The sequence below is a fragment of the Amycolatopsis sp. cmx-4-54 genome, assembly GCF_046548895.1.
In the GTDB taxonomy this organism is placed as follows: domain Bacteria; phylum Actinomycetota; class Actinomycetes; order Mycobacteriales; family Pseudonocardiaceae; genus Amycolatopsis.
On record NZ_JAEBEJ010000002.1, the window covers coordinates 759,599 to 784,083 of the forward strand.

24 protein-coding genes, 2 tRNA genes and 2 pseudogenes are annotated in these 24,485 nt (G+C 68.9%); 10 read left to right on the top strand and 18 right to left on the bottom strand.

Annotated features, from left to right (window positions below; all coding sequences use genetic code 11):
* Positions 1-44 precede the first annotated feature (44 nt).
* The gene (helR, locus tag ACLJQ7_RS08900) at positions 45-2,249 is read left to right on the top strand and encodes an RNA polymerase recycling motor ATPase HelR (protein WP_410647620.1); all 2,205 of its coding nucleotides are present in this window, start codon (positions 45-47) and stop codon (positions 2,247-2,249) included.
* Positions 2,250-2,329: 80 nt separating this feature from the next.
* On the opposite strand, the gene ACLJQ7_RS08905 is transcribed toward helR, so the two are convergent.
* The 6 genes and pseudogenes from ACLJQ7_RS08905 to ACLJQ7_RS08930 form a co-directional block, all read right to left on the bottom strand.
* Entirely contained in the window at positions 2,330-2,824 is a 495-nt protein-coding gene (locus ACLJQ7_RS08905; protein WP_034314503.1) for an Lrp/AsnC family transcriptional regulator, read from the bottom strand.
* A gap of 168 nt (positions 2,825-2,992) precedes the next feature.
* Positions 2,993-4,336, bottom strand: a complete 1,344-nt coding sequence (gene lysA / locus ACLJQ7_RS08910) for a diaminopimelate decarboxylase (RefSeq protein WP_410647621.1) — start codon at positions 4,334-4,336, stop codon at positions 2,993-2,995.
* A gap of 255 nt (positions 4,337-4,591) precedes the next feature.
* Positions 4,592-4,750, bottom strand: coding sequence for a DUF6307 family protein (locus tag ACLJQ7_RS08915; protein WP_410647622.1), 159 nt, complete (start codon positions 4,748-4,750; stop codon positions 4,592-4,594).
* A 9-nt stretch (positions 4,751-4,759) separates the two neighbouring features.
* Positions 4,760-4,942 (bottom strand): RGCVC family protein, encoded by a 183-nt coding sequence (locus tag ACLJQ7_RS08920; protein WP_410647623.1) that lies wholly within the window; start codon positions 4,940-4,942, stop codon positions 4,760-4,762.
* Complete coding sequence (locus ACLJQ7_RS08925; RefSeq protein WP_410647624.1) at positions 4,939-5,964, bottom strand: fatty acid desaturase family protein; 1,026 nt, start codon at positions 5,962-5,964, stop codon at positions 4,939-4,941. The genes ACLJQ7_RS08920 and ACLJQ7_RS08925 overlap by 4 nt, the downstream gene beginning before the upstream one ends.
* 433 nt (positions 5,965-6,397) lie before the next feature.
* Positions 6,398-7,068: pseudogene (locus ACLJQ7_RS08930) on the bottom strand (dihydrodipicolinate synthase family protein).
* 102 nt (positions 7,069-7,170) lie between these two features.
* On the opposite strand from ACLJQ7_RS08930, the gene ACLJQ7_RS08935 reads away from it, so the two are divergent.
* A complete protein-coding gene (locus tag ACLJQ7_RS08935; protein WP_410647625.1) occupies positions 7,171-7,554 on the top strand; it encodes a hypothetical protein in 384 nt (127 codons plus the stop codon).
* A gap of 5 nt (positions 7,555-7,559) precedes the next feature.
* On the opposite strand, the gene ACLJQ7_RS08940 is transcribed toward ACLJQ7_RS08935, so the two are convergent.
* Together ACLJQ7_RS08940 and ACLJQ7_RS08945 are read right to left on the bottom strand one after the other, a co-directional pair.
* The gene (locus ACLJQ7_RS08940; RefSeq protein WP_410647626.1) at positions 7,560-8,030 is read right to left on the bottom strand and encodes a heme-degrading domain-containing protein; all 471 of its coding nucleotides are present in this window, start codon (positions 8,028-8,030) and stop codon (positions 7,560-7,562) included.
* Positions 8,031-8,063: 33 nt separating this feature from the next.
* Complete coding sequence (locus ACLJQ7_RS08945; RefSeq protein WP_410647627.1) at positions 8,064-9,293, bottom strand: M20 metallopeptidase family protein; 1,230 nt, start codon at positions 9,291-9,293, stop codon at positions 8,064-8,066.
* A 76-nt stretch (positions 9,294-9,369) separates the two neighbouring features.
* Between ACLJQ7_RS08945 and ACLJQ7_RS08950 the strand changes: the two genes are divergently transcribed.
* The 3 genes from ACLJQ7_RS08950 to ACLJQ7_RS08960 all read left to right on the top strand — a co-directional run bounded on the left by ACLJQ7_RS08950 (position 9,370) and on the right by ACLJQ7_RS08960 (position 10,619).
* Entirely contained in the window at positions 9,370-9,852 is a 483-nt protein-coding gene (locus ACLJQ7_RS08950) for a tRNA adenosine deaminase-associated protein (RefSeq protein WP_200865852.1), read from the top strand.
* A 23-nt stretch (positions 9,853-9,875) separates the two neighbouring features.
* Positions 9,876-10,328, top strand: coding sequence for a nucleoside deaminase (locus tag ACLJQ7_RS08955; RefSeq protein ID WP_410647886.1), 453 nt, complete (start codon positions 9,876-9,878; stop codon positions 10,326-10,328).
* A gap of 84 nt (positions 10,329-10,412) precedes the next feature.
* The gene (locus tag ACLJQ7_RS08960; protein ID WP_184897027.1) at positions 10,413-10,619 is read left to right on the top strand and encodes a CsbD family protein; all 207 of its coding nucleotides are present in this window, start codon (positions 10,413-10,415) and stop codon (positions 10,617-10,619) included.
* A 47-nt stretch (positions 10,620-10,666) separates the two neighbouring features.
* On the opposite strand, the gene ACLJQ7_RS08965 is transcribed toward ACLJQ7_RS08960, so the two are convergent.
* Positions 10,667-10,754 (bottom strand) — tRNA-Ser (locus ACLJQ7_RS08965).
* Positions 10,755-10,799: 45 nt separating this feature from the next.
* Positions 10,800-11,345 carry a DUF305 domain-containing protein gene (locus ACLJQ7_RS08970; protein WP_410647628.1) on the bottom strand — a complete coding sequence of 182 codons (546 nt, stop codon included), beginning with the start codon at positions 11,343-11,345 and terminating at the stop codon, positions 10,800-10,802.
* Positions 11,346-11,459: 114 nt separating this feature from the next.
* On the opposite strand from ACLJQ7_RS08970, the pseudogene ACLJQ7_RS08975 reads away from it, so the two are divergent.
* Positions 11,460-11,588 (top strand): annotated as a pseudogene (locus ACLJQ7_RS08975) (limonene-1,2-epoxide hydrolase family protein); the annotation flags it as partial.
* A gap of 291 nt (positions 11,589-11,879) precedes the next feature.
* On the opposite strand, the gene ACLJQ7_RS08980 reads toward ACLJQ7_RS08975, so the two are convergent.
* Entirely contained in the window at positions 11,880-12,062 is a 183-nt protein-coding gene (locus ACLJQ7_RS08980; RefSeq protein ID WP_410647629.1) for a hypothetical protein, read from the bottom strand.
* A 126-nt stretch (positions 12,063-12,188) separates the two neighbouring features.
* A complete protein-coding gene (locus ACLJQ7_RS08985) occupies positions 12,189-13,517 on the bottom strand; it encodes a BNR-4 repeat-containing protein (RefSeq protein WP_410647630.1) in 1,329 nt (442 codons plus the stop codon).
* Positions 13,518-13,690: 173 nt separating this feature from the next.
* Here ACLJQ7_RS08985 and ACLJQ7_RS08990 point away from each other — a divergent pair, with 173 nt between their 5' ends.
* Positions 13,691-16,168: an endonuclease/exonuclease/phosphatase family protein gene (locus ACLJQ7_RS08990; RefSeq protein WP_410647631.1), complete on the top strand. Its 2,478-nt coding sequence runs from the start codon at positions 13,691-13,693 to the stop codon at positions 16,166-16,168.
* A 249-nt stretch (positions 16,169-16,417) separates the two neighbouring features.
* Here the strand turns inward: ACLJQ7_RS08990 and ACLJQ7_RS08995 are convergent, their stop codons facing one another.
* From ACLJQ7_RS08995 to ACLJQ7_RS09020, 6 genes are all read right to left on the bottom strand, one after another.
* Complete coding sequence (locus ACLJQ7_RS08995) at positions 16,418-16,789, bottom strand: hypothetical protein (RefSeq protein WP_410647632.1); 372 nt, start codon at positions 16,787-16,789, stop codon at positions 16,418-16,420.
* A complete protein-coding gene (locus ACLJQ7_RS09000; protein ID WP_410647633.1) occupies positions 16,782-19,523 on the bottom strand; it encodes an FtsK/SpoIIIE domain-containing protein in 2,742 nt (913 codons plus the stop codon). Before ACLJQ7_RS09000 ends, ACLJQ7_RS08995 begins: the two co-directional genes overlap by 8 nt.
* Positions 19,524-19,538: 15 nt before the next feature.
* Positions 19,539-19,784 carry a hypothetical protein gene (locus tag ACLJQ7_RS09005; RefSeq protein WP_410647634.1) on the bottom strand — a complete coding sequence of 82 codons (246 nt, stop codon included), beginning with the start codon at positions 19,782-19,784 and terminating at the stop codon, positions 19,539-19,541.
* Between the two features lies 1 nt (position 19,785).
* Positions 19,786-20,046 (bottom strand): hypothetical protein, encoded by a 261-nt coding sequence (locus tag ACLJQ7_RS09010; RefSeq protein ID WP_410647635.1) that lies wholly within the window; start codon positions 20,044-20,046, stop codon positions 19,786-19,788.
* A 140-nt stretch (positions 20,047-20,186) separates the two neighbouring features.
* Positions 20,187-20,271: transfer RNA gene (locus ACLJQ7_RS09015), tRNA-Ser, on the bottom strand.
* Positions 20,272-20,343: 72 nt separating this feature from the next.
* The gene (locus ACLJQ7_RS09020) at positions 20,344-21,090 is read right to left on the bottom strand and encodes a PP2C family protein-serine/threonine phosphatase (protein WP_410647636.1); all 747 of its coding nucleotides are present in this window, start codon (positions 21,088-21,090) and stop codon (positions 20,344-20,346) included.
* Between the two features lie 77 nt (positions 21,091-21,167).
* Between ACLJQ7_RS09020 and ACLJQ7_RS09025 the strand changes: the two genes are divergently transcribed.
* The 3 genes from ACLJQ7_RS09025 to ACLJQ7_RS09035 all read left to right on the top strand — a co-directional run bounded on the left by ACLJQ7_RS09025 (position 21,168) and on the right by ACLJQ7_RS09035 (position 24,444).
* Positions 21,168-22,808, top strand: coding sequence for an N-6 DNA methylase (locus tag ACLJQ7_RS09025; protein WP_410647637.1), 1,641 nt, complete (start codon positions 21,168-21,170; stop codon positions 22,806-22,808).
* A gap of 1 nt (position 22,809) precedes the next feature.
* Entirely contained in the window at positions 22,810-23,694 is an 885-nt protein-coding gene (locus tag ACLJQ7_RS09030; RefSeq protein WP_410647638.1) for a serine/threonine-protein kinase, read from the top strand.
* Between the two features lie 93 nt (positions 23,695-23,787).
* A complete protein-coding gene (locus ACLJQ7_RS09035; protein ID WP_410647639.1) occupies positions 23,788-24,444 on the top strand; it encodes a L,D-transpeptidase in 657 nt (218 codons plus the stop codon).
* Positions 24,445-24,485 lie beyond the last annotated feature (41 nt).

The following is a 24,485-nucleotide window of genomic DNA, read 5'->3' on the forward strand; positions in this document are numbered from 1 at the left end:
TGAAGCGCCGAATGTGTTGTCAGTCTAACCGCTGTGAGGGGAACTTGTCAAATCAGGGGTACGACGAGGAATTGCGTTCCGAACGGCAGTACGTCGCGTCGCTCTACCGGCGGCTGGACGCCGAGCGCGCACGGGTGAAGGAGGCGTATGCCGGTGCACTGCGGGGAGAAGGCTTCGCGCTTTCCGACCGCGAGGTCTCGGCCGGCGCCAAGGCACGCGAGATGGCGAGGCTGAAGATCGCCGACGAAGGGCTTTGTTTCGGCCGGTTGGACGCCCTTTCGGGAGAACGGTCGTACGTCGGCCGGATCGGTCTTTTCGACGAAGAGAACGACTACGAACCGTTGGTGCTCGATTGGCGGGCGCCGGCGTCGCGCGCGTTCTACTGCGCGACGGGGGCGTCCCCGGAAGGAATGGCGCGCCGCCGTCAATTCCGCACTCTCGGCCGCGACGTCCTCGACTTCACCGACGAGGTCTTCGGCCGTCCGGAATCGGCGGGGGAACGCGGCGACGCCGCGCTGCTCGCCGCGGTCAACGCGCCGCGCGGCGAGGGGATGCGGGACATCGTCGCGACGATCCAGGCCGAGCAGGACGAGATCATCCGGCTGGATCACCCGGGCGTCGTCGTCGTGGAGGGCGGACCGGGAACGGGGAAGACGGCGGTGGCGCTGCATCGGGTGGCGTACCTGCTGTACACCAAACGAGAGCGCATGGAACGGCGCGGAGTGCTCGTGGTCGGGCCCAGCAGCGGTTTCCTCGACCACATCGGCCGTGTCCTGCCGTCGCTGGGCGAGACCAGCGCCGTCTTCGCGACACCTGGTGATCTCGTCGCCGGTCTGCGCGCCGAACGCGAGGATCCGCCGCCGGTGCAGCGGCTGAAGGGCTCGCTGGCGATCCTGGACGTGCTCGCGGCGGCGGTGGCGGACCGGCAGGAACTCCCCGCCGAGGCGGAGCCGATCGCACTCGACGACGTCACCGTGCCGCTGGACGCCGACGTCGCGGCGGCCGCGCGTGAGGTCGCCAGGGAAAGCGGCCTGCTGCACAACGAGGCGAAGGCCGTCTTCGAACGGGAGGTGATCGCCGCGCTCGCCACCCGCGCGGTCGACCGGCTCGGCGCGGGCTGGCTGCCGTCCGACGACGAGCACACGCGGCCGGAGATGCTGAAGAACGCCCGGCGCGACCTGGAAGCCAGCGAGGAGCTCCGCGCGGTGCTCGATCGTCTCTGGCCGTCGCTGACGCCGCAACGGCTGCTCGCCGACCTCTACGCCTCGCCGGAGCGGTTGCGGGCGGCCGGGGCCGATCCGGCACTGTTCCGCGAGGACGCGGACGCGTGGACGGTGTCCGACGTGCCGTTGCTGGACGAAGCCGTCGAGCTGCTCGGCGTCGACCGCACCGCCGAACGCCGGGCGGAGGAGCGGCGGCGGCTGGCACGGAAGGAGTACGCCGAGCGGGTGCTGGAAATCGTCGAGGTGGAAGCGGATCACGACGACTACGAGTTCGCGCTCCGGCCGACGGACGTGCTGATGGCGGAGGAACTGGCGGACCGGTTCGCCGAGCGCGACGAACGGGATCTGGCCGAACGCGCCGCCGCCGACCGGGAATGGACGTACGGCCACGTCGTGGTCGACGAAGCACAGGAACTGTCCGAAATGGACTGGCGGGTGCTGATGCGGCGTTGCCCCAGCCGGTCGTTCACCGTCGTCGGGGATCTCGCGCAACGGCGGTCGCCGTCGGGCGCGCGGTCGTGGGACTCGATGCTCTCCCGGTACGTCGCCGATCGCTGGGTGTACCGGAAGCTGACGGTCAACTACCGGACGCCTTCGGAGATCATGGCGGTGGCGGCTTCCCTGCTGGCGAGTTTCGCGCCGGACGTCGTTCCGCCGGCCTCGGTGCGTTCGTGCGGTGTCCGGCCATGGGCCCGCCGACTGTCCGAAATGGACATCGAAGACGCCATCGCCGAGTTCGCCCGTGCGGAATCGGGTCGCGAGGGGACGTCGGTCGTCATCGGGCCGCCGGGAGTGCCCGGTGCGATCGCGCCCTCCGCGACCAAAGGGCTGGAGTACGACGCCGTACTGGTGGTGGAGCCGGAGCGGATCCTCGCCGAAGGCCCGAGCGGCGAGGCGGAACTGTACGTCGCGCTGACGCGGGCGACGCAGCGGCTCGGGGTCGTGTACAGCGGGACGCTGCCGAAAGTCCTCCGCGGTCTCGATTCCGGGCGGCGGACTCCCGACGCGTTCCTGCGCTGCGTCTGACCCCTCCCGCGAGCGCCATGAACGGATCGTTCCTTGCGAAATCGGCAAGGAACGATCCGTTCATGGCGCGGGCCGGACGTTCATCGGGTCAGGTTGCCCCAGGCGTAGGTCTGTTTCGCGAGTTTCAGGTAGACCAAGGTCTCCGTGCTGACGACACCCGGGATGGGCCGGATGTCGTCGTTCAGCACACTCAAGAGGTGTTCGTCGTCCCGGCAGGCGACCTCGGCGAGCAGGTCGTAGCCTCCCGCGGTCAGCACGACGTAGTGGACGTCCGGCAATCCGGAGAGCTGGTCGGAGACCGCCCGCGGATCGCCGTGGACCCTGATCCCGACCATCGCCTGACGGCCGAGCCCGACGTTCGCCGGATCCGTGACCGCGACGATCTGCATCGTCTCGTCCCGCAGCAGCCGCTGCACCCGCTGCCGCACGGCGCCCTCCGACAACCCGACGGCCTTGGCCAAGGCCGTGAACGAGGCCCGCCCGTCGACTTGCAGTAGAGCGATCAGAGTGCGATCGGTATTGTCCAAACCTCTAGGTGTGCGCTGCTCCATCTGCGCGCGTGGTTCGTCACCCATGCCGTCCCTCCCTTTGTTTCGGCATGCGATTCTTGTCGCGCAGCGTATCGATCAATGTCCAGAATGCTACCGCCGTTAAGTTGTTTGTCGCGATTCTCTTTCCCTGCCCCTTCGGGCAAAGGATTCTGTCGCATGACAGGCCAGGTGCCGAGGATTTCGGACGGTGTCTCAGCCGATATCGCGTTTGAGCAGGTCTTCCTCGGTTTCGCGGCGGACGAGCAGCGTCGCCGTACCGCGGGAGACCCCGACCACCGGCGGCCTGCCGACGAGGTTGTAATTCGACGCGAGCGAGTGGTGGTAGGCCCCGGTGCACGGGACGGCGAGCAGATCGCCGGGGTGGACGTCGTCGGGGAGCGAGAGCCCGTCCGCGAGGACGTCGCCCGATTCGCAGTGCCGCCCGACCACCGTCATCGGGCGCCTGGCCGCTCGGCTGCGCCTGCCGATCAGGCGCGCGGTGTACGCCGCCCCGTAGAGCGCGGGCCGCGCGTTGTCGCTCATCCCGCCGTCGACGGCGACGAAAGTGCGCGAGCCGCGTTTCACCGCGCAGACCCGGTACACGGTGATTCCGGCCGGCCCCACGATCGCGCGGCCCGGTTCGATCGTCAGTTTCGGCAGGGGGAAGCCGTGCGAGGTGCATTCGTAGGCGAGCGCGACCCGCAGGCGGCGCACATAGCCGTCGATGTCGAAACCCGGGTCGCCGGGCAGATAACGCACGGCGTGCCCGCCGCCGAGATCCAGCTCGCGGAGGGTGACACCGTGGGTCTCGCGCAGCGCGACGAGCACCCCGATCATCTTGCGGGCGGCCAGTTCGTAGAAGTCCACCCGCGACACCTGCGAGCCGATGTGGCAGTGCAGCCCGGCCAGGCGGAGCCCGGGCTGCGCGAGCACCGCGGAGACGGCCCGGCCGAGGTTGTCGCGGACCCCCTCGCGCAGCGAGAAGCCGAACTTCTGCCCTTCGGTGCCGGTGGTGATCGCCGCGTGCGTGCCCGCCGCGACGTCGGGTGTCACGCGGATCAGCACCTGCTGTGCACCGGTGGCCAGCGCGCCGAGCTGCTCGATCTCGTCGAGTGAGTCCACCACGATCCGGCGGACGCCGTAGGCCAACGCCGCCTTGAGGTCTTCGGGGGTTTTCGCGTTGCCGTGCAGCAGGATCCGCTCGGCGGGAAAACCGACCGACCGCGCCACCGCGATCTCGCCCGCCGAGCAGGTGTCGAGGGAAAGCCCTTCCTCGGCGACCCAGCGCAGGACCGCGCGGGTGCACAGCGCCTTGCTCGCGTACGCCACTTCGGCGTCCGGCAGCGCCTTCCGGTACGCGCGGGCGTTCTGGCGGACTTCGTCCTCGTCGAGCAGATACGCCGGTGTCCCGAACCTCGCGGCGAGGTGGGACACCGGCGCGCCGGCGAACAGCAGTTCCCCGCCGGGCCCGAGCCGGGTGCTCCGTGGCCAGACCCCGGGTTCGAGGTGGTCGGCGGCCTCGCAGCCGAGGCTGGGCAGGAGCTCGGTGAGCGTCACGGTTACCTCCGCGTCGATCGGTCAGTGCCTCATCAGCACAACTCCGATCGACCCGGCCGGGCCGCTCCGGCAACGTCTCCCTGACGTTTCGCGAGGCCTCGCTGACGCCTTGTTTACGCGCGAGTAACCCCGGTCACGCTCCCTAGGGCGCGTTTCATAAGCCCAGGCGGTCCCTGACGGCCCGGGCGGATGCGGCCGAGTACGACCCGGTACGAGGCCAAACGAAGCCCATCGAACAGGCTTGTGAAACACGCCCTAGCGGACGGGCTCCGGGACGGTGTCCAGCGCCCGCACCATGTGCACGGCCAGCGCGAACGCCGCCTCGTTGTCGAGTTCGGTGTGTTCGTTGACGATCTTCTTCACGGTGTCGACCCGGATCTCGTACCGGGAGACGGGGATGGTCTCGGCGTTCATGGTGAGCCTCTATTCGGTTGTTTCGGGTTTCGTGGCGCAGGTGCAGCCGCGGCTGAAGCCGCCGGCCGCGGTCGCGGTGCAGAAGCGGCGGGCGATCGCGTCGTGCGCGGACATCGGATGCGGGCAGCTCGGGCACCGGTCGTCGGCGGCGGGCTCGGCGACGTCGCCGAGGGAGCGGACGGAGGAGGTCATCGGACACCCACCGGTTGAGCACGCAGGGGCGCTCCGACTTCGTGCAGATGCCGGAGCACGTAGCCGTACGACGCCGCCCAGCCGCACTGGGCGTAGTCGATGCCGTGCTTCGCGCAGAACTCCCGCACGATCACCTGCGCGTGCTTGAGGTTCGGTCGCGCCATGCTCGGGAAGAGGTGGTGCTCGATCTGGTAGTTGAGCCCGCCGAGCGCGAAATCCACGACCGGGCCGCCGCGCACGTTGCGCGAGGTGAGGACCTGCTTGCGCAGGAAGTCGAGCTTGTGCCCGGCCGACAGCGTCGGCATGCCCTTGTGGTTCGGGGCGAACGAGCAGCCCATGTACACGCCCCACAGGCACTGGTGCACGGCGATGAAGACGAAACCGACGCCGGGCGAGAGGACCACGAACACCGCGGTCAGGTACGCGGCGATGTGGGCGAGCATCAGCGCCGATTCGAGCTTCCGCCGTTTGAAGCCGCGCTGGAAGATCGCCGTCACGCTGGACACGTGCAGGTTCAGGCCTTCCAGCAACAGCAGCGGGAAGAACAGGAACGCCTGGTATTTCGCCATCCAGCGCAGGAAACCACGCCGTTCGGTGCCCTGCGCCTTGGTGAAGATGAGCGCGGCGAGGTTGACGTCCGGGTCCTCGTCCTCGTGGTTGGGGTTGGCGTGGTGGCGGGTGTGCGTGCCGATCCACCAGCCGTAGCTCAGGCCGGTCAGTCCACCGTGGACGAAACCGGTGACGTCGTTCGCCTTGCGGCCGCGAAAGATCTGCTTGTGTCCCGCGTCATGGCCGATGAAGGACAGCTGCGTGAACATCATCGCGAAGAAGGCAGCGAGGAACAGCTGCCACCAAGAATCCCCGAGGTGCGCGAAGGCGACCCATCCGCCCGCGAAAGCCAGCAGGTTCAAGGAGATCTTCATCGCGTAGTATTTTCGCCGCCGGTCGAGAAGGCCGGCGTCCTTGACCAATTTGGACAGTTCAGCGAAATCGCTGCCCTGCCTCGTCTGGGTGGAGGTCATGGGGAGATCACACCGTTCTGGTTCGTGAAAGTGGGCAATCCAGCAACGGGTTCACAAACACCGAAGGGGTCTGGGTCGGCCGAGAAGAGGCACTGGTACCACAACACGCCACGGTCGCTCCGTGGCCTGCTTCCAGTGTCCCACGGCGGAGGAGCGGAAGCAATTCACCAAAGCCGCACGATCTGGCGTACAGTCGAAGACATCGAGGGAAATTTCCCCCGGTTCCGTCCGGTCGCGAGAATCGATCGGAGACAGGAGCACCGGCCAGACATCGTTCTTCGCGCTCATGGTCCCACCGGCCTCGCCGGTGAGCAGCCGCCCGCCGCGCACAGCGCGCCCCGAGGCGCCCATCAGGGCCACGCCGCGATCGTCGATGGCCACGACCTCTGACCTGTCACCGTGTCCGCACCCGCCCCAGTGGGTGCGGACACGGTCAGAAAAGGCCCCAGCCCGCCAGCGCCGCGCAGACCTGTTCCCGTTTCCCGCCGGTCAGCGGGCGGCTCGGCGGACGGACGTCGGCACGGCACAAACCCAGCTGTGCCAAAGCTTCCTTCACCACGCTCACGTTGTTGGTGTTGCGGCCCGGAGTTCTTCGAACGGCCGGACGCGCCGTCGCGCAGTGCGCGGAACATCTCCAGCGAGAGCGACGGCGCGATCCACGTGAAGCGATCGATTCCCGTGCCACCGCGGCGAACCGCGCCGGATCCGGCACCGCGTACTTCAACCCGATGACGTTCTCCGCGGCATCGGCGAGCCTGGCCGGCCGCTCGCCGTCGATTTGCGCGTCGCGCACGTGCGGCACGACACCCAGCTCCGGGACCGCCGCGGCGGTGGCGCGGTGGTACTCGAGCCAGCCCTTCGCCGAGACGTACGGATGCACCGGCTGATGAATCATGATCAGCTCCGCGCCCGCCTCCGCGGCGTGGCGCCCGCCGCGGCCTTGACCGCCAGTTCGAGGCAGTGCCGGGTCTCGGCCTCGTCCAGCGCGTAGAACTCGCCGGTGTTCCCGTTCGGTGTCACCACGCCGGCTCCGCCGTCGATCACCCGGTCCACCAGTTTCGCGTAGGCGTCCGGATCCACGGCGCGGCATGCCCTATCTGATATATGATATGACCCTCATCGGTAGTACGACTTCGGACGCTCGTCCCGAAAATCGGGACAAGCGTCCAAGGCAACGGAGAGAGCCGGCCCGCGCGTACTTCCGGTATGCGAAGACGGTGGCTCTGGGGGACCCCGGCGAAACTGGTGCTGTTCGGTCTCGTGCTCGTGTTCCTGAACGCCTCGTGCGGCCCGCCGGCGGTGGGCGACGCGTTCACGTTCCGCCTCGGCGGCTGGGTCGTGCTTCCGGACGAAGACCTGCGTCTCGCCTATCTGGCGGTGCTGGACGAGCGGTGCCCGCACGGGGAGATCTGTGCTTCGGCGGGGCGCGCGATCGTGACGATGTCCTACGCCCGGCCGTCGGCGGGCCCGGCGGTGTCGTTCACGATGGACGTGCTCAAGGCCGAGGGGACCACCTTCGGCGGCTACCGGGTCGACTACGCGGATCTCTCGCCCAGTGCCGATTTCCTCACCCTGCGCCTCGGTCGCTAGTCCGATCAGGACGGTTCGGTGAGGAAGATCTCCAGCTGCTCGACGACGAACGCGTGATCGTCGGCCTGTGGCAGCCCCGAGACGCCGACGGTGCCGACCGGGCCAACGCCCTCGACGATCACCGGGAACACGCCGCCGTGCGCGGCGTAGAGATCAGGGTCGAGCCGGGAATCGGCTTCGAACGTCGTGCCCTTCGCGCGGAACCGCTCGCCGACGAGGAACGAGCTGTGCCCGTACCGGTCGACGACGCGGCTCTTGCGGTCGATCCACGCGTCGTTGTCGGCCGAGGTGCCCGGCAACGCCGCGTGGAACAACCGCTGCCCGCCGCGGCGCACGGAGACCGTCACCGGGAGGGCGCGGTCCCGTGCCGCCGCGAGCAGATGGGCGCCCAGCTTCAGCGCGGTCTCGTTGTCGAACCGGCGGAAGACCAGGCGTTCCTCCTGCGCGGCCAGGACGGCCAGGGTGTCATCGCTCATGGCACCCATTAAATCAACGCTGTTGTGTAATGGCTAGCGAAGGGCGTCCAGCGCGAAGGCGGCGTACATCGCGACGCCGTTGGCCATTGCGTCCTCGTCGAAGACCACGCGGTTCGAGTGGTTGGCCTCGACCGTGGCCAGGTCGGCGCCGGGCGGGCAGGCGCCGAGGAACGCGAACGCGCCCGGAATCCGCTGCAGGACGTAGGAGAAGTCCTCCGCGCCCATCACCGGGTTCTCCATGGCCTCGGAATTGGAGGCGCCGAGGACCTCGGCCGCCAGATCCAGCACCCGCGCCGCGACCTGGGGGTCGTTCACCGTCACGGGGTAGCCGGGGACGACTTCGGCGCTCACGCGGACGCCATGCGCCGCGCCGACCGCCTCGCACACCTTCGGCAGCTCCTCGCGGACGAACGCCTGCGTCCGGTCGGACAGCGTGCGGATCGTGCCCTCCAGGAACGCCGTCTCGGGGATGATGTTCGTCGTCGTCCCGGCCTCGATCCGAGTGACCGAGACCACCGCGGGCTCGAACACGCTGACCTTGCGGGTCACCATCGTCTGCAGCGCGCTCACCATCGCGGCCGCCGCCGGCACCGGGTCGATCGCCTGGTGCGGCGCCGAGCCGTGCCCGCCACGGCCGGTGACGGTGACGTGGAAGCTGTTGGCCGACGCCATGATCGGCCCCGGCCGCGTCTGCACGACACCGGACGCGGCCGAGGTGAAGATGTGCAGGCCGAACGCCTTCTCGACGCGCTCGCCCGAGGCGTCGAGCACGCCCTCGTGGATCATGTGGCGCGCGCCGTGCTCGCCCTCCTCGCCGGGCTGGAACATGAACACCACCGACCCGGCCAGCTCGTCGACGTGCTCGCTGAGCAGCCTCGCCGCCGACGCCAGCATCGCGACGTGGGTGTCGTGCCCGCAGGCGTGCATCGCGCCGTCGTCCTCGGAGGAGAAGTCGAGGCCGGTGTCCTCGTGCAACGGCAGCGCGTCCATGTCGCCGCGGAGCAGGATCGCCGGGCCCGGTTTCCCGCCGCGGAGGACGGCGGTCAGCGAAGTGGTCGATTTCCCCTCGATGATCTCGAGCGGCAGGCCTTCGAGGGCCGCTTTGATCGAGGCCTGGGTCTTCGGCAGGTGGAGCCCGATCTCCGGATTCCGGTGGATCTCCCGGCGGAGCTCTACGGTTTTCGTCTGGAGCGCGCGGGCTTCCTCCAGCAATCCGGCGAAGCGCGCGTCGGGGAGGGTGGGCAGGTCGGTCGGTCCGGTCATGTCTCGATAGTGGCGCATGCGGCGCTTCGGGCGCACCGTGCGTGCGTTCCGAATGCGGGCGGAATACGGTGTGCGCATGGCGGTGCAAGAGCCGATCACGGGGTTCGCGGTGGCCGTGGTGCGGGAGGACGGTCGGTGGCGGTGCAGCTCTCTTGATCCTGGGGCGCTCGCCGAACTCGACGCTGCGATCACCGAGCTGGGGAAACTGCGTTCGACCGGCGCCGCGTTCGGGCTGCTGGCGGTCGACGACGAGTTCTTCGTGATCGTCCGGCCGAGTCCCAGAGGCCCCTCGTTGCTGTTGTCCGACGCCGCCGCGGCGCTCGACTACGACATCGCCGCGGACGTCCTCGACGTGCTGAGAGTCGACCCTCCGGACGAGGACGACGACGCGGTCTGGCCGGAAGGCGACCTGGAGATCCTGTCCGACCTCGGACTCCCCGGGGCCGAACTGCAGGTGATCGTCGGCGAGGTCGACCTCTATCCGGACGAACAACTCCAGATGGTCGCGCAGCGGTGCGGCTTCGCCGCCGAGTTCACCAAGATCCTGGACGAGATCTGAGCCCCGCCGCCTCCGCCGCCGACATCGCCGCCGTCCGGGCGGCGATCGCGGCGGCGCGAGGTACGGGCGACGACGTGCCCATCGGCGCCGTCGTCCTGTCGCCGGACGGGACTCCGCTCGCTTCCGCGCGCAACGCCCGCGAAGAACTCGGCGACCCGACGGCGCACGCGGAGATCCTCGCGCTGCGTGCCGCGTCCGAGAGTTACGGCGACGGCTGGCGGCTCGAAGGCTGCACGCTCGCGGTGACGCTGGAGCCGTGCACGATGTGCGCCGGCGCCCTCGTGATGGCCCGGGTCGCGAAGGTCGTCTTCGGCGCCTGGGAACCCAAGACGGGGGCCGTGGGGTCGCTGTGGGACGTCGTCCGCGACCGGCGGCTCAGCCACCGCGCGGAGGTCGTCGGCGGCGTGCTGGAGGCCGAATGCGCGGCCCTGCTCGAAGAGTTCTTCCACGGGCGACGGGGTAACCGCACCGGGTGACAGATGTGTCGGATCCCGTGTTCCGGGTAACCCGGAGACAGGCGGTCGCAAACGGCGGCCGCAGTCGAAGGAGGAACATCCGCCATGAGCGTTTTCGACAAGGCGAAGGACAAGGCCGAGCAGGCCATCGGCGCCGCCAAGGAGAAGCTCGGCGAGAAGACCGACAACCAGGACCTCGCGAACTCCGGCCGGGCCGACCAGACCGAAGGCCAGGTGAAGGAGACCGGACACGACCTGCGTGACCGCGCGGAAGGCGGCGTGCAGGAACTCAAGGACAAGTTCAACAAGTAGTCCCGGACGCAGAAGAGCCGGTCTCCGTGGAGACCGGCTCTTCGCTGCGGTGGCGGTGGGATTTGAACCCACGGACGGTTATTAGCCGTCACACGATTTCGAGTCGTGCTCCTTCGGCCGCTCGGACACGCCACCGCCGAGAACAATAGCGGACTTGCCACTCCCGGCGTCGCAGGGGGGTCAAGGAAGCTGCGCGGTGATCTCGTCGATGGCCGCCGTCTGGTTCTCCACGATCTCCTGTGCCAGCGCTTTCGTCTCGGCGTGCTCGCCCGAGGACAGCACGGTCTTGGCCATCGCGACGCCGTTGCGCAGATGCTCGGCCATCAGCGGGAGCCACACCTTGTCGAACTCGGCGCCGGACAGGTTCTGCAGCGAGGCGACCTGCCCCTCGGTGATCATCCCCGGCATCGCGTGCCCGGCGTGACCCGCCGCGGGGAGGACGGCCGCGTTCCACGATCGCAGCCAGCCGGTCATCGTCTGGACCTCGGCCGACTCCGCCTTGACGATCTTGGCGGCGGTGGCCTTCACGTACTCCGAGGCCGACCGGTCCGAGGCCAGGTTCGCGACCTGGATCGACTGCTGATGGTGCGGGACCATGTGCTGGGAGAAGGTGATGTCGGCCTGGTTGGCGCCCGGTGTCGCCGGTGCGGCGCCCGTGGCCGCCGAGCAGCCCGCGAGCACCCAGACGACCAGCCCGAACAGGGCCATCGGCAGTCGCCGTCGCATCGATACCTCCGTAGTCAGGGAAAAGCGGCCCCTCCGCCCTGTGATACGGCTGTGACCTTCCGGCGGTTCAAAATCGGCTCAGCCTTGGCGGGGTTCGACATCGATCGGGCGCTCGGTTTCGCGGCGTGCACCCATCACATCGCCGCCGACGGGCCGATCGTGCTGACCGAGCGCACCGGCGTGCTGCGGTGCGGTTCGCGGGAGGCCGAGTTCTGGGTGTGCGGCACGTTCGAAGTGCGCGAAGTCGCTCCCCACACGCGTGTCGTCCATCCGGTCACGCGTGTCGTCCGTCTGATCACACGTGTCGTCCGTCCAGTCACGCGAAACGGCCCGTTCGGAAGCCGGCATCCGCGGCGCGGGCACGTTGCGAAAGCCACTTTCGCAACCTTCAACGTTGCGAAAGTGGCTTTCGCAACACCCGGCCGGCCGCGTGACTGCCCCGCACGAGGCGGAAATGACACACCGCCGGTGTACGGGCTCCGTCCTCCCCCGACGGGTCCCGTGCACCGGCGGTGCGCCCCCAGTTCCCCCTGCTCACCCTCCCCGGTGAGCGTCGAGAAGTCCTTCGCTCAGGTCCGCCTCGCGCAGTACGGCATCGAGCCGCGCTCCGCCGAAATGGGCCACCGGCCGCCCGCCGCGTTTCCGGTCGCGCAGATCGACGGCCAGCGCGATGCTCAGCAGCAGAACCAGTGCCGTACCGACGATGAGCCAGTTCATCGGACACCTCCTCCGGCGAGGTGAGCCGAGGATTTGTGTCCTCGCTCACGTCGCCAAAGGTAACTCCGGGAATGCCGGGTTGTACCCCGACTTGAGGTTCATTTAAGGCAGCGGAACACCAATGGGCTATTTGCGCGGGGTTCCCGCGACATAAATGTCACCGTCGGCCACGGAGACGTCACGGGCACTGGACGCGCCGGTCGCCAGAATGCGGGCCGGGTCCCGGAAACCGGTGATCACTTCGACGCGCTGGACCGGTTTCGGTGTGGTGATCAAGGTTTCCGGCCGCCAGACGCGTCCGTTCTCGAGCAGGAACGTTTCGATGCCCGGCTTTCCGTCGCGCGTTCCGTAAACGCGCCATGTGCCGCCATTGAGCTGTTCGATCTCGCGCAATCGGAGTCCGTTCGCGACTTCGCGCACTTCCCAGTTCCGGCCGTTCCACGCGCCCGCGAAATCGCGCGGCGAGCCCGCGGCGTCGAACTGGAACCAGGTGACGAACGGTTTGCCGTCGCGCTGCGTGCCGACCTGCAGGATGTAGTCCGGCGACTTGAGCCCGCCGGGGAGTTCGAGCGGTGTTTCGACGACCTTGAGATACCGCTCCTGTTCGGCGTCGTCGACCTGCGTGCCGAGGTCGTGGCCCGCCGCGGAGTAGAAGCGCAGGGTGCGGACGTCGAACGACAGGTAGTAGACGTTCCGGTGGTAGACGTCGTGTTTGTGCTGCGTGGGCCCGCCGCCCGCGAGCGTGTAGACGAACTGGATCCGCCCCTGCGACGGCAGGTACCGCAGCTGCCCGACGTAGACCTCGTCCATGTGGTCGGCCCGGCCCAGCGAGCCGAACGCCCACGGTTTCCCGGTCAACCGCACGGAGTTCTTCCACGTTTTCCCGTGGTCGCGGGAAACGAGGTACTTCATCGGGCGGAAGTCGGAGTTCGCCGCCGGATCCAGTTCCTTCGTGGTCTCCCGGTAGAACAGGAACAGCGTGCCGTCGACGGTCTTCACCGGCATCGGATAGCTCGCCGCGGCCCCCTCGGGGACCTCGACGTCGGTCCAGGTGCCGTCGAGGGAATGCGTGAGTGGCGCGCGGCTGATCACGGTCCGCTTGTTGTGCATGCCGCGGAAGATCAGCAGATGCCCGTCGCCCGCCAGCAGCATCGTGGGGTAGTTGTGCGGATCGGACTCGCCGTCGGCGATCTTCTTCGGCGACGTCCAGACGCCGGTCCGGTGGTCGTAGGCCTGGACGTAGGTGTCCGCCGCCTTGCCGGACCACGAGATGAAGGTCTTGCGCGCGACCGGGTCGAAGATGCCGCCCGCGTTCGGCCGCCGGTCGGTACGGGACGCGACCGCGCTCGCCGGGGTCATCACGTCGAACGCGACCTTGTCGGGTGGTTCGGCGGCCGCGGAGGGAACCGGGATCACGAGACCGGCCGCGACGATCGCGCAAAGCAGTCTGCGCATGAAGACGCCTCCTGGTGCGTAACAGGCGGCGGAGGTCGATCTTCGCACGCGGGGCTCCGGCGCGACCAGAGTCCGAACGGGCTAGCGGTGACGAATCGTTGCCTTGTCGTCTTCCTCATTTCACTTGTCCGGGGGAGTATTCCTCGACCGATCTTGTGAAGAGGGGACTCAGCGTGACCACATCCCGACGTGCCGCCCGGAGACGGGCCCTGACCGTGGCCGTCGCCTCCGGCCTGGTCGTGAGCGGCGTCTCCGCTCCGGCCGCGCTCGCCGCGCCCAGCGCCGACGCCGTGATCGCGGAGGTCTACGGCGGTGGCGGCAACTCGGGCGCCACGCTGACCAACGACTTCGTCGAACTCGCCAACCGTGGCACGGGCGCCGTGAACCTCGACGGCTTCAGCGTCCAGTACGCGCCCGCGTCGGGGAACAGCTGGCAGGTCACGCCGCTGGCCGGCAGTGTCGCGCCCGGCGCGCGGTACCTCATCGCGCAGGCGAAGGGCTCGGGCGGCACCGTCGCGCTGCCGACGCCGGACGCCAGCGGCTCGCTGGCGTTGTCCGCCACCGCGGGCACCATCGCGCTCGTCCAGGGCACCACGGCGCTGACCTGCAAGACGGCCGCCGACTGCGCGGCCGACACCCGGATCAAGGACCTGGTCGGCTTCGGCGCGGCCGCTGTCATCCGTGAGGGTTCCACGGCGCCGGCGCCGTCCAACACCGCCTCCGTCGCCAGGGGGACGACGCTCGCGGACACCGACGACAACGCCGCCGACTTCACCTCCGGCGCGCCCACGCCGACCAACGGCAAGGGTGAGACGCCGGGCGAGACCGGCCCGCCGCCGGTGAATGCCAAGATCCACGACATCCAGGGCACCACCCGGATCTCACCGTTCAAGGACCGGAAGGTCGCCGGTGTCACCGGCGTCGTGACCGCGATCCGGAGCTTCGGTTCGGCGCGCGGGTTCTGGATCACCGACACCGCGCCCGACTCGGACCCGCGTACCAGCGAAGGCCTGTTCGTCTTCACCGGCTCGACGACGCCCGCCGTGGCCGTCGGCGACGCGGTGACCGCCGCCGGTACCGTCCGCGAGTTCTACCCGGACGCGCCCGCGACCTCGCCGTACCAGTCGCTCACCGAGCTGACGAGTGCACAGTGGACGGTCCAGTCGAGCGGGAACGCTTTGCCCGCACCGACCGTCGTCTCGCCGGACACGGTCCCGGATGCCGTCGCCCCCGCCCCGGGCGGCAGCATCGAGCCGTTGCCGCTGGAGCCCGCGAAGTACTCGCTGGACTTCTGGGAGACGCACGAGAGCGAGATCGTCAGCGTCTCCGACGCGCGCGTCGTCGGCCCGACGTCGTCGTTCAACGAGCTTTACGTGACCACCAAACCGAAGCAGAACCCGAGCGTCCGCGGTGGCGCGGTGTACCTGGACTACGACCGGCTCAACACCGGCGTGCTCAAGGTCGCGTCGCTGATCCCGTTCGCCCAGCAGCCGTTCCCGAAGGTCAACACCGGCGACGTCCTCACCGGCGAGACCTCCGGCCCGGTCGAGTACAGCAACTTCGGCGGCTACACGCTGTTCGCGACGAAGCTCGGCGCCGCCAAGGACAACGGGTTGCAGCGTGAGAGCACCCGCGCGCAGCGCAGTGGTGAGCTTTCCGTGGCGACCTATAACGTCGAGAACCTGTCCGCTTTGGACGGTGCGGAGAAGTTCGGTGAGCTGGCCAAGGCCATCGTCGGCAACCTGGCGAAGCCGGACATCCTGAACCTGGAGGAGATCCAGGACAACAACGGCCCGGCGAACGACGGCACCGTCGTCGCGGACCAGACGTTGCAGAAGTTCGTCGACGCCATCGTCGCCGCCGGTGGCCCGCGTTACGAGTGGCGCCAGATCGACCCGGAGAACGGCAAGGACGGCGGCCAGCCGGGCGGCAACATCCGTGTCGGATTCCTGTTCAACCCGGCGCGTGTGTCCTTTGTGGACCGTAAGGGCGGTGACGCGACCACTCCGGTCGGTGTCGTCAAGGAACGCGGCAAGACCCATCTCACCGTCTCGCCCGGGCGGGTCGAGCCCGGGAACGAAGCGTGGGAAGCCAGCCGGAAACCGCTGGCCGGCGAGTTCGTGTTCAAGGGCCGTACCGTGTTCGTCATCGCGAACCACTTCAACTCCAAGGGCGGCGACCAGCCGACCCACGGCCGCAACCAGCCGCCGGTCCGGAGTTCCGAGGTGCAGCGGGTCAAGCAGGCGACCGTGCTCCGTGGCTTCGTCGACAAGCTGCTCGCGTCGGACAAGAACGCGAACGTCGTGGTCGCCGGTGACATCAACGACTACCCGTTCTCGCCCGCCGTGCGGACGCTGACCGCCGGTGGCGCGCTGAAGGACCTCATCGCGTCGCTGCCCGAGAACGAGCGGTACAGCTACGTTTTCGAGGGCCAGTCGCAGGTGCTGGACCACATCCTGGCGTCGAAGGCGCCGCGCGGGATCGACTACGACGTCGTGCACCTGAACGCCGAGTTCGCGAAGCAGGCGAGCGACCACGACCCGCAGGTGCTGCGGTTCCGGCCGAGCGCGGGCAACCCCGTCCAGGACGCGTTCAACGACCTGGCGGACTACCTGGAGAAGGTGCTCGGCCCCTACCTGCCGAAGCCGTAGTGACTCGCGTGAAGGCCCCCTTCCCTCGGCTCAGCCGAGGGAAGGGGGCCTTCACGCGAGTTCCGCCCTCGATCACGCGTGTCGTCCGTCCAGTCACGCGTGTCGTCCCTCCAATCACGCGTGTCGTCCGTCCAGTCACGAGTCCCCTCCATCGAGTACGCGTGCTTGGAGGCGTAACTCGCGTGCTTCGGGGCGTAACTCACGTGCTTGGAGGCGTAACTCGCGTGATTGGGGGCGTGACTCGCGTGATCAGGAGCGTTTGGCGCGCCACCCCAGGGAAAGGACCGCCTGCACGAGTTCCTGGTAGCTCGGCTTCACCTCTTCGAGGTACTTCTCCAGGTAGCCGGGCCGCGCGGTCGGCACCGGGCGTGGGGCCTCGTCGTCGGGCAGCCACGAGAGCCCTTCGACGTTGTGCTGCGCCATCTTCCACCAGCGTGTGCACCGGTCGACGGCGCGCTGCTCGCGTTCGGCGGCGTCCGCGACGGCCTGGTGCGCCTCGGCGAGCCGGGCCTCCAATTCGTCCGCGCGGCCGATCTCCCAGTCGCGGAGGTTCTCCGCGGAAGCGCGCGCGAGGCCGACGATCTCCTTGTACCGCATGGCCGCGGTGATGCCGTCATCCATCGAGAAGCCCTTCCGGACGCTGGAACGGGATGATCACCTCAGGGGCGCCGTGGGTGGTGCGGTCGAAGAACAGCGCCCGGCCCGGCCGCGGTGACCAGTGCACGACCTGGCCGGCGGCGAACGGCGACAGTTCGTTGCCCTGGACGTCCAACGCCGCCCAGGTCCCGATGTCGTCCGTGCCCGCGAAGCCGAGCGTGTCCTTCAGCCGGGCGATGCTGCGCCACCAGCCGATGGTGTGGACGCCGTGCGTCGGCCCCTGCTTCAGCAGGATCCGCAGCTGATCCAAACCGCTCTTGAGCTGCCCCGGCGCCTTCGCCTCCAGCGCGGGGATCGACGCGTCGACGCCGTACAGCAGCAGCACCTTCGCTTTGTCCAAAGAGGACAGATTCTCCGCGATATCGATTACCCGGGCGGGCAAATCGTCGACGAGAGTGGCCTGGTGTCCCTCCGCGCACAGTCGCTCGGCGAGTTCGGCCACCGCGGGGACGGACGCTTCGATGGGGCACGAGAGCACGAACTCCACCGACTCGTACCGATACTGGCGGGCCAGCGATCGAGCGGCGGAGTCCATGATGGACAGTGCTTCCGCGGTGGCCGCGCCGAGGACGGCGACGTTGCGTCCCGGCGCCTTCGGCAGTTCGACCCCGCAGGCGGCCTCGTCGACGTCGATGGACTGCCCGAGCAGCGCCCGCGGCCGGTCCGTCGGCTTCAGATCGGCGAACGCCGGGAACTGTTCCAGCACAGGGGAATGCGCGCCGTCGAACAGCCGGGGCCGCTTGAACGACTCCGAGTACCGCTCCCAGAGCCGGTGCTGCAGCTTGTTGAAGACGTCCTTGGTGCTCGCGTCCGGCACGTGGGCGAGCTGGTTCCCGTGCGCCACCCCGGAATCGTGATTGATCACCGCGTGCCATTTCGGCGCCGAGACCGCCGCGTTGTTGGTCTCGGCCAGCACGCGCCGCGCCTTCGGCATCGCGATCCGCAGCGTGCACTGCTCGAATACCGCCGGTTTGCCCCAGAAGGCCTCGATCCCGGCGACGTCCTGGCTCGCCAGTACCAGGTGGATGCCCTGAGACCGGCCTCGCCGCGCGATGTCCTCCAGCAGCTGGGTCGCGGTCGCCGTCACACCGTCGCGGCCGGCGAACAGGTACTGGAATTCGTCGATCACCGCGACGATCCGCGGCCAGTGCCCGCCGGGGTCCTGTTCGCGCAGGTCCGAGAGGTTGGTGACCTCGTGCAGTTTCGCCGCGGCGGACCGGCGGCGCAGTTCGTCGGCGAGGAACCGCAGCAGCGCCAGGCCGAACTCGCGGTCGGTGTTGACGTTGACCCCGATGAGTTTGGCGTGCGGCAGCCAGCTGGCGTCCCGCCGTCCCGGCGCGAGCCCGGCGAACGACACGCCCTCCTTGAAGTCCAGCAGGTACAGCGCGAGCTCGTCCGGCGAGTACCGCGCCGCGAGGCTGCCGAGCAGCGAGTACAGGAAGTTCGTCTTCCCCGAACCGCTCGGCCCGCCGATGAGCACGTGCGGGCTGGCGTCGCCGATGACGACCTCCACCGGCTCGCCCTCGAAGAACCCGACCGGCGCCCGCAGTTCGCGCGCCGAGCTCTCCTTGCCCAGCTCGGTCGGCAGGAGGTCGGCGAACGCGCGGGGCCCGCCCTGTTTGGCGATCAGCGCCTCGGCGATCCGCCCGGCGGCCCGGATGACCTGCCCGGACGGCATCGGCGGATCGAGGTCGACGACCAGGTCGGGGCCGGTCATGCTGCTTATCGCGTGCCGGTCGTCGTGCAGGCTCAGCGATTCGACCGACGTCGACAGCATGGTCGGCACATCGATGAGGATCAGGCAGATCCCGGCCGCGAGTGCCCCGGTGGCGACTCGTTTCAGTTCGCGGGCGCGCTCCGGTTCGAGGGTTTCGCCGTTGCCGTAGAGCACCGCGACGCGGAACGGTTCGACGCGCTGGCCGCTCGCCCGCCGGATCTCGCGCAAGGACGTGTGCCCGGCCTGCATCCCGGTCGCGTGGATGCGGCGGATGTGGCCCGCCAGTTCGTCGAGGAGGTCTTCGAGCCGTCCTGGGTCGTACAGCGTGAGCGCGCTCGTACGGCTCAGCGGGTACAGGTCGGGCAGGATCGCGGTCAGCTGTCCGACGTCCCACAGGTGGACGCGCACCGCGCCGGGTTCGAACGTGCTCAGGATCCGCATCAGCAGGTTCTGCACGATGCCGTCCACCGCGGCCCTGGTCTTGGGCGCCGACGTGATGGACAGATGCGACTCGTCGAGCAGGGGGACCGCGACGTCGAACGTGCGCGGGACGTCCTTGCCCGAAACGGTCGCCGAGCCGACGCGCCACAGTCCCGGCGCGGTGATGCCGGGATTTCCGCCGACGCGGCCGAGCCAGTTGCCCGGCGGCTGGCTCGCGGGCCCCGGCGCGTTGTGCGCGACGAGTTCGCGCAACGCGTTCGGACCCGCTTCCCAGTCCGCGTAGAACTGGCCGCGCACACTGCCGAGCAGGCCGAACACCTCGTTCGCGGCGGGATGCCGCGACCATTCGGCGTACTGGTCCGAGGTGGAGTTGTTCATCCCCACCCGGACTATGTGCTGTTCCAGTTCCAGTTTGGCCAGCTCCGCCTCGGCGGACTGGCGGGCGCCGGCGGCGGCGCCGAGGACGAGCCCGATCTGGTGCCGGACCCGCTCCAGCGCCGTAACGACGCGATTGCGCTGTTCACTCGCTTTGCTGCCCATACCGGCTCGCCGATCTCAGAGGCGGGATTGGTAACCGCTGACCAGGTCGTCAGCGGCGGAAAGGCGCGTCAGGAGGTTTTCCATTCCCTCGTCGGCCTGCGCCAGCTGCGGCGGCACCCATGGCACGGCTTGGGCCTGGGGTTCCACTATGGCGCGCCGGGACTCTTCGAGCAGGCTTCTGGCCCGCTCGGTGTGGGCGCGTCCGTCGGCGAGGCCGGTTTGGACCGCCGTCAGCAGCTGGTGCAGCTCCTCGAGGTACATGTCAGAGACGGGTCGAGTACGACTCGGCCGACGAGATACTCGCCTGGATGGTGCTCTGCATCCCGGTGATGCCCTGCAGGGCCTCGGCGAGGAGCCCGTGCGCCTGGCTCACCTCGTGCTGGTTGCTGCCCTGGGTGGCCTGGGAAAGCGAAAGCTGGGCTTCTTCGAGAGACTGCGCTGCCTGCTGAAGTGCGGCGATGCTCGCGGATGCCTTCTCGTTCGCGAGCGCGATACCAGCGCGGATCTCTTCGACTCCGGCCATTTTGGCGGACTCCTTGGGACGTCGGGGGCTGGAACGACCACTGTTAAACTTAGCGTGATCAACTGACTCTGTTAAGTGAAGGTCCTGCTAACTAATCAACAAGGCCCCGGACGTCGGAACGTCCGGGGCCTTGCTGACGGCGGAGGATACAGGATTCGAACCTGCGAGGGCGTGAACCCAACACGCTTTCCAAGCGTGCGCCTTAGGCCGCTCGGCCAATCCTCCGTGGGGAACTTTACCGGATGCCCTTTCGCCCCCTCGAAGGCGGGTCTGACCTGCGTTTGCGGCGTCGCGGGCTCAGGCGGCCTCGGGTCCGACAACGTCGGCCACGACGCAAGTGATGTTGTCCGGCCCGCCGCCTTCGTTGGCCAGGTCGATCAGCCTCGGGACGGTCTCCGCGGGCTCTTGGAAGGACCCCAGGACGTCCTTGATAACGGTTTCGACAACCGTTGCCGTTAACCCGTCCGAGCACAGCAGGACACGGTCTCCGGGCGCGGCGTCGAAGGTCCAGATGTCCGCTTCGCCGCTGCCGGTGCTCAAGAGCGCCTTCATCAACAGCGAGCCGCGAGGATGCCCCTCGACCTCCGACGGGTCGATGCGCCCGTCGTCCGCGAGGGCCTGCGCGAGCGTGTGGTCGCGGGTGAAGCGCTGAAGCGTGCCGCCGCGCAGGAGGTAGCCCTTCGAGTCGCCGATGTGGGCGGCCGTGAAGTGGGAGCCGTCGAACAGCAGCATGGTCAGCGTGGTGCCCATGCCTCGCGTCTCGGGCTCCTGCTCGGCCGTCGCGGCGAGCCGGTCGTCGATGGTGCGAAGGCCGCCGGAGAGCACCTCGACCAGGTCGACGTCCGCGAGGTCGAAACCGTGAAGGTCCTTGTCGAGCCGGGACAGCACGCCCACCGCCTCGGCGCTGGCCACCTCGCCGTGCGGCTGGCCGCCGATACCGTCGGCGACGGCCAGCATCCTGGTGCTGGCGTAGACCGAATCCTGGTTGACCTGGCGGCGCCGCCCGACGTCCGAGCCGGCGGCGTACCGAAGGGTGTACCTCATGGGACCCAGTAAAGCAGCTGTGTACTGAGTTCACAAACAAAGGGTTGGAATGGTCCGCTGTCGGTTACGATGCGGCGATGGAGGAGCAAGCCACCGTCACCGCGGCGGACATCGCGCGGATCGCCGGCGTCGGCCGCGCCGCCGTCAGCAACTGGCGCCGACGTTACGGTGATTTTCCGCCGCCCGTCGGCGGGACGGCGTCGAGCCCCTTCTTTTCCCTGGTCGCGGTCGAAAAGTGGCTGCGTGAACGGGGGAAGCCGGTCGAGATCTCGCTCGGCGACCGGATCTGGCAGCGGCTGCGGAACCTCGGCGACGACCTGGCGCTCGGCGACCGGGTCGGCCGGGTGGGGTCGTACCTGTCGCGGCGCGACGCGTGGACGTTCTCGCCGCGTTACGACGACGCCGAGCTGCTCGAACTGCTGGACCGCTTCGCCGACGAGCGAGGCGCGCGCGAGGCCTACGAGTTCCTGTGCGACCGCTACGTCGAGGCGCACTCCCGACAGCTGTCCGTCACCGCCGGACCGGTGGCCGCGTTGATGGCCCGGCTCGTCGGTCCCGCGCCCGGCGTGGTGCTCGACCCGGCGTGCGGACTCGGGACGCTGCTGCTCGCCTCCGGCGGGACCCGGCTGCTCGGCCAGGTCGACGATCCGGCGACCTCGTGCATCGCGGCGCACCGGCTGCTGCTCGCGGGCGCGGACATGGAGATGTACGGTGCGAACGCCCTGTCGATGGACTCCTACGAAGGGGTTCTGGCGGACACCGTCGTCTGCGATCCGCCGTTCAACGAACGGGAATGGGGCTACGACGAACTCGTCGGCGACCCGCGCTGGGTGTACGGCCAGCCGCCGCGCGGCGAACCGGAACTGGCCTGGGTGCAGCACTGTCTCGCGCATGTGAAACCCGGCGGGCTGGTCGCGATCCGCATGCCGCCCGCCGCCGCCGTCCGCCGCACCGGGCGGCGGATCCGCGGGAATCTGTTGCGGGCCGGGGCTTTGCGTGCCGTGGTGACGGTCGGCGGCGCGGATCTCTGGCTGCTGCGGCGGCCGGAACCAGGCGAGCGGCCGCCGTCCCGGCTGCTGCTGGCGACCGATCCGTCCACTGTGGAGGATTACCTGCGTGGCGTGGACGTACCGGGCACGGTGCGGATCATCGACCTGCTCGACGAAGAGATCGACCTTTCCCCCGCGCGGTACCAGGATCGGGACGAACACGCGGGCGAGGCCTTTCTCGAAGTCCGCAAGTATTTCGAGGGAATCCGGGCGGAGCTGCCGTCGCTGGCGGTGTCCGACGAGAAGCCCTCGTTCGTCACGATCGGCGAGCTGCTGAAGTCCGGCGTGCTCACCGTGCCGGAATCGGTGGAAGAAGGCGATGTCGTCGCGTCGCCCTCCGTACCCGCGTATGTCCACAGTGGAGAGACGATCGAGGCGGAGCCGACGATGTCGAAGTACCGCACCGATCCCGAACGGCTGGACGCCGCGTTCCTCGCCGGATGCCTGCGCGCGGCGGGGCAGATCGCCCCGACCACCTCGACCAGGATCGACCTCAAGCGCACCCGGATCCCGCGCCTGCCGATCGAGACGCAGCGCGCCCACGGGGAGGCGTTCACCCGGCTCGCCGCCTTCGAGGCCGCCTTGCGCGAGGCGGCGGAATCGGGCCTGGAGCTGGTGAGGCTAGGCTTGACCGGACTCACCGAAGGACAGCTCGAGCCGGAGAAATAGGTTGCTGATCGCGGACCGCTACGAACTCGACGAGCTGCCGCTCGGCAGGGGTGGCATGGGCGCGGTCTACGCGGGCCACGACCGGCATCTCGGTCGCCGCGTGGCGGTGAAGTTCCTCGGGCTTCCCGGCGGTCCGGACGCCGAACTCGAACAGCGGTTCATCCGCGAGGCGCGGATCCTCGCGACCCTGGAACACGCGGGCGCGCCGACGCTCTACGACTTCGGCACCTACGACGAGCGGTTGTACCAGGTCATGCAGTTCATCGAAGGCGTGACCGTCGCCGATCTCGCCGCCGAACACGGTCCGCTGCCGGTGCCGTGGGCGGCCGCGATCGCCGCGCAGGCCTGCGCCGTGCTGTCCGCCGCGCACGCGCTGTCCATCTGCCACCGCGATCTCAAACCCACCAACCTGATGCTGTGCCCCGACGGCAGCGTGAAGGTGCTCGACTTCGGGCTCGCGATGCTGCGCGAGACCGACGTCGCCCAGTTCACCCGCGCCGGGCAGATCCTGGGCACCCCCGCGTACATGGCGCCCGAGCAGATCCAGCGCGGGATCGCCGGACCGCGCAGCGACCTGTACGCGCTGGGCTGCGTCCTGCACGAAATGCTGACCGGCAGGCAGCTGTTCACCGGGCCGACGGCGTACGCGGTGTTCGAGAAACAGGTCAAGGAGAGTCCGGCCGAAGTGGACGGTGTCCCGCGTGGACTGAACGACCTGCTCGCGGACCTGCTGGAGAAGGACCCGGAACGGCGCCCCGCCGATGCGAACGAACTGTTCGGCAGGCTGGCCGGGTTCGCGCGGGAGTTGCCGCCGTTGCCCGGATATCTGGACGAAGGCGCCAACCCTGGCCGGATGTACGCGCGGGTCGTCGGCCGCGTGCCCTGAGACGCGATCGTGACCTTCCGATCAACAACCCCGGACGGGTGAGCTCCGTCTTTACCCATGTCAGACGGATTACGGGCGACGGGGGTAAGGGTCATGAAGAAGTTCCTGGTGGGGGTGACCGCACTGGCCACCGCGCTGGTGCTGACCGCGTGTTCCGGCAACTCCGGTGGCGGTGCGCCCGGTGGTGGCGGCGTCGCTCAGGGCGGGACCACGACCACGTCCGCGCCTTCTGTGTCGTCTCTGACACCGGCCAACTCGTCCGCGACGCCGACACCGACGCCGACGCCGAGCAGCAGCAGCTCCCCGCCGAAGCCGACGTCCTCGAAGCCCAAGCCGACGCCGAAACCCACGCCGAAGCCGGCGCCCAAGCCCGCCCCGAACGCCGCCGACGTTCCCTGCAAGACCGCGCTGACCTCGCCGGGCGTGAGCGCCTGCGTGGACCTTTCGGCGCTGAAGACGTGGCTGCTGCAGGACGGCAAGGTCATCTACGGCCCGGTCAAGCAGCTGCCCGGCAAGAAGGGGTACGCCACGCCGACCGGCGTCTTCCACGTTTCGGCCAAGGTCAAGAACTACCACTCGAAGCAGTTCGACGCGCCGATGCCGAACTCCGTGTTCTTCCTGCCGGGTATCGCTTTCCACACCGGCAGCCTTTCGGTGTACTCGCACGGCTGCATCCACCTGTCCGCGGCGGCTTCGCAGAAGTACTTCACGATGCTGCAGAAGGGCGGCGTCGTACAGGTCGTGGCCTGATCGCGTCGTGAGTGTTTTGGGTCGTTAGAACGACACTTGTC

Bases quoted from the DNA above. Each gene is read 5' to 3' on its own strand.
- ACLJQ7_RS08905 (WP_034314503.1), bottom strand. From the start codon at position 2,824: ATGGGTGACGAACCACGCGCGCAGATGGAGCAGCGCACACCTAGAGGT.
- ACLJQ7_RS08915 (WP_410647622.1), bottom strand. From the start codon at position 4,750: ATGAACGCCGAGACCATCCCCGTCTCCCGGTACGAGATCCGGGTCGAC.
- ACLJQ7_RS08920 (WP_410647623.1), bottom strand. From the start codon at position 4,942: ATGACCTCCTCCGTCCGCTCCCTCGGCGACGTCGCCGAGCCCGCCGCC.
- ACLJQ7_RS08925 (WP_410647624.1), bottom strand. From the start codon at position 5,964: ATGACCTCCACCCAGACGAGGCAGGGCAGCGATTTCGCTGAACTGTCC.
- ACLJQ7_RS08935 (WP_410647625.1), top strand. From the start codon at position 7,171: ATGCGAAGACGGTGGCTCTGGGGGACCCCGGCGAAACTGGTGCTGTTC.
- ACLJQ7_RS08940 (WP_410647626.1), bottom strand. From the start codon at position 8,030: ATGAGCGATGACACCCTGGCCGTCCTGGCCGCGCAGGAGGAACGCCTG.
- ACLJQ7_RS08945 (WP_410647627.1), bottom strand. From the start codon at position 9,293: ATGACCGGACCGACCGACCTGCCCACCCTCCCCGACGCGCGCTTCGCC.
- ACLJQ7_RS08950 (WP_200865852.1), top strand. From the start codon at position 9,370: ATGGCGGTGCAAGAGCCGATCACGGGGTTCGCGGTGGCCGTGGTGCGG.
- ACLJQ7_RS08960 (WP_184897027.1), top strand. From the start codon at position 10,413: ATGAGCGTTTTCGACAAGGCGAAGGACAAGGCCGAGCAGGCCATCGGC.
- ACLJQ7_RS08970 (WP_410647628.1), bottom strand. From the start codon at position 11,345: ATGCGACGGCGACTGCCGATGGCCCTGTTCGGGCTGGTCGTCTGGGTG.
- ACLJQ7_RS08980 (WP_410647629.1), bottom strand. From the start codon at position 12,062: ATGAACTGGCTCATCGTCGGTACGGCACTGGTTCTGCTGCTGAGCATC.
- ACLJQ7_RS08985 (WP_410647630.1), bottom strand. From the start codon at position 13,517: ATGCGCAGACTGCTTTGCGCGATCGTCGCGGCCGGTCTCGTGATCCCG.
- ACLJQ7_RS08995 (WP_410647632.1), bottom strand. From the start codon at position 16,789: ATGGATGACGGCATCACCGCGGCCATGCGGTACAAGGAGATCGTCGGC.
- ACLJQ7_RS09000 (WP_410647633.1), bottom strand. From the start codon at position 19,523: ATGGGCAGCAAAGCGAGTGAACAGCGCAATCGCGTCGTTACGGCGCTG.
- ACLJQ7_RS09005 (WP_410647634.1), bottom strand. From the start codon at position 19,784: ATGTACCTCGAGGAGCTGCACCAGCTGCTGACGGCGGTCCAAACCGGC.
- ACLJQ7_RS09010 (WP_410647635.1), bottom strand. From the start codon at position 20,046: ATGGCCGGAGTCGAAGAGATCCGCGCTGGTATCGCGCTCGCGAACGAG.
- ACLJQ7_RS09020 (WP_410647636.1), bottom strand. From the start codon at position 21,090: ATGAGGTACACCCTTCGGTACGCCGCCGGCTCGGACGTCGGGCGGCGC.
- ACLJQ7_RS09025 (WP_410647637.1), top strand. From the start codon at position 21,168: ATGGAGGAGCAAGCCACCGTCACCGCGGCGGACATCGCGCGGATCGCC.
- ACLJQ7_RS09035 (WP_410647639.1), top strand. From the start codon at position 23,788: ATGAAGAAGTTCCTGGTGGGGGTGACCGCACTGGCCACCGCGCTGGTG.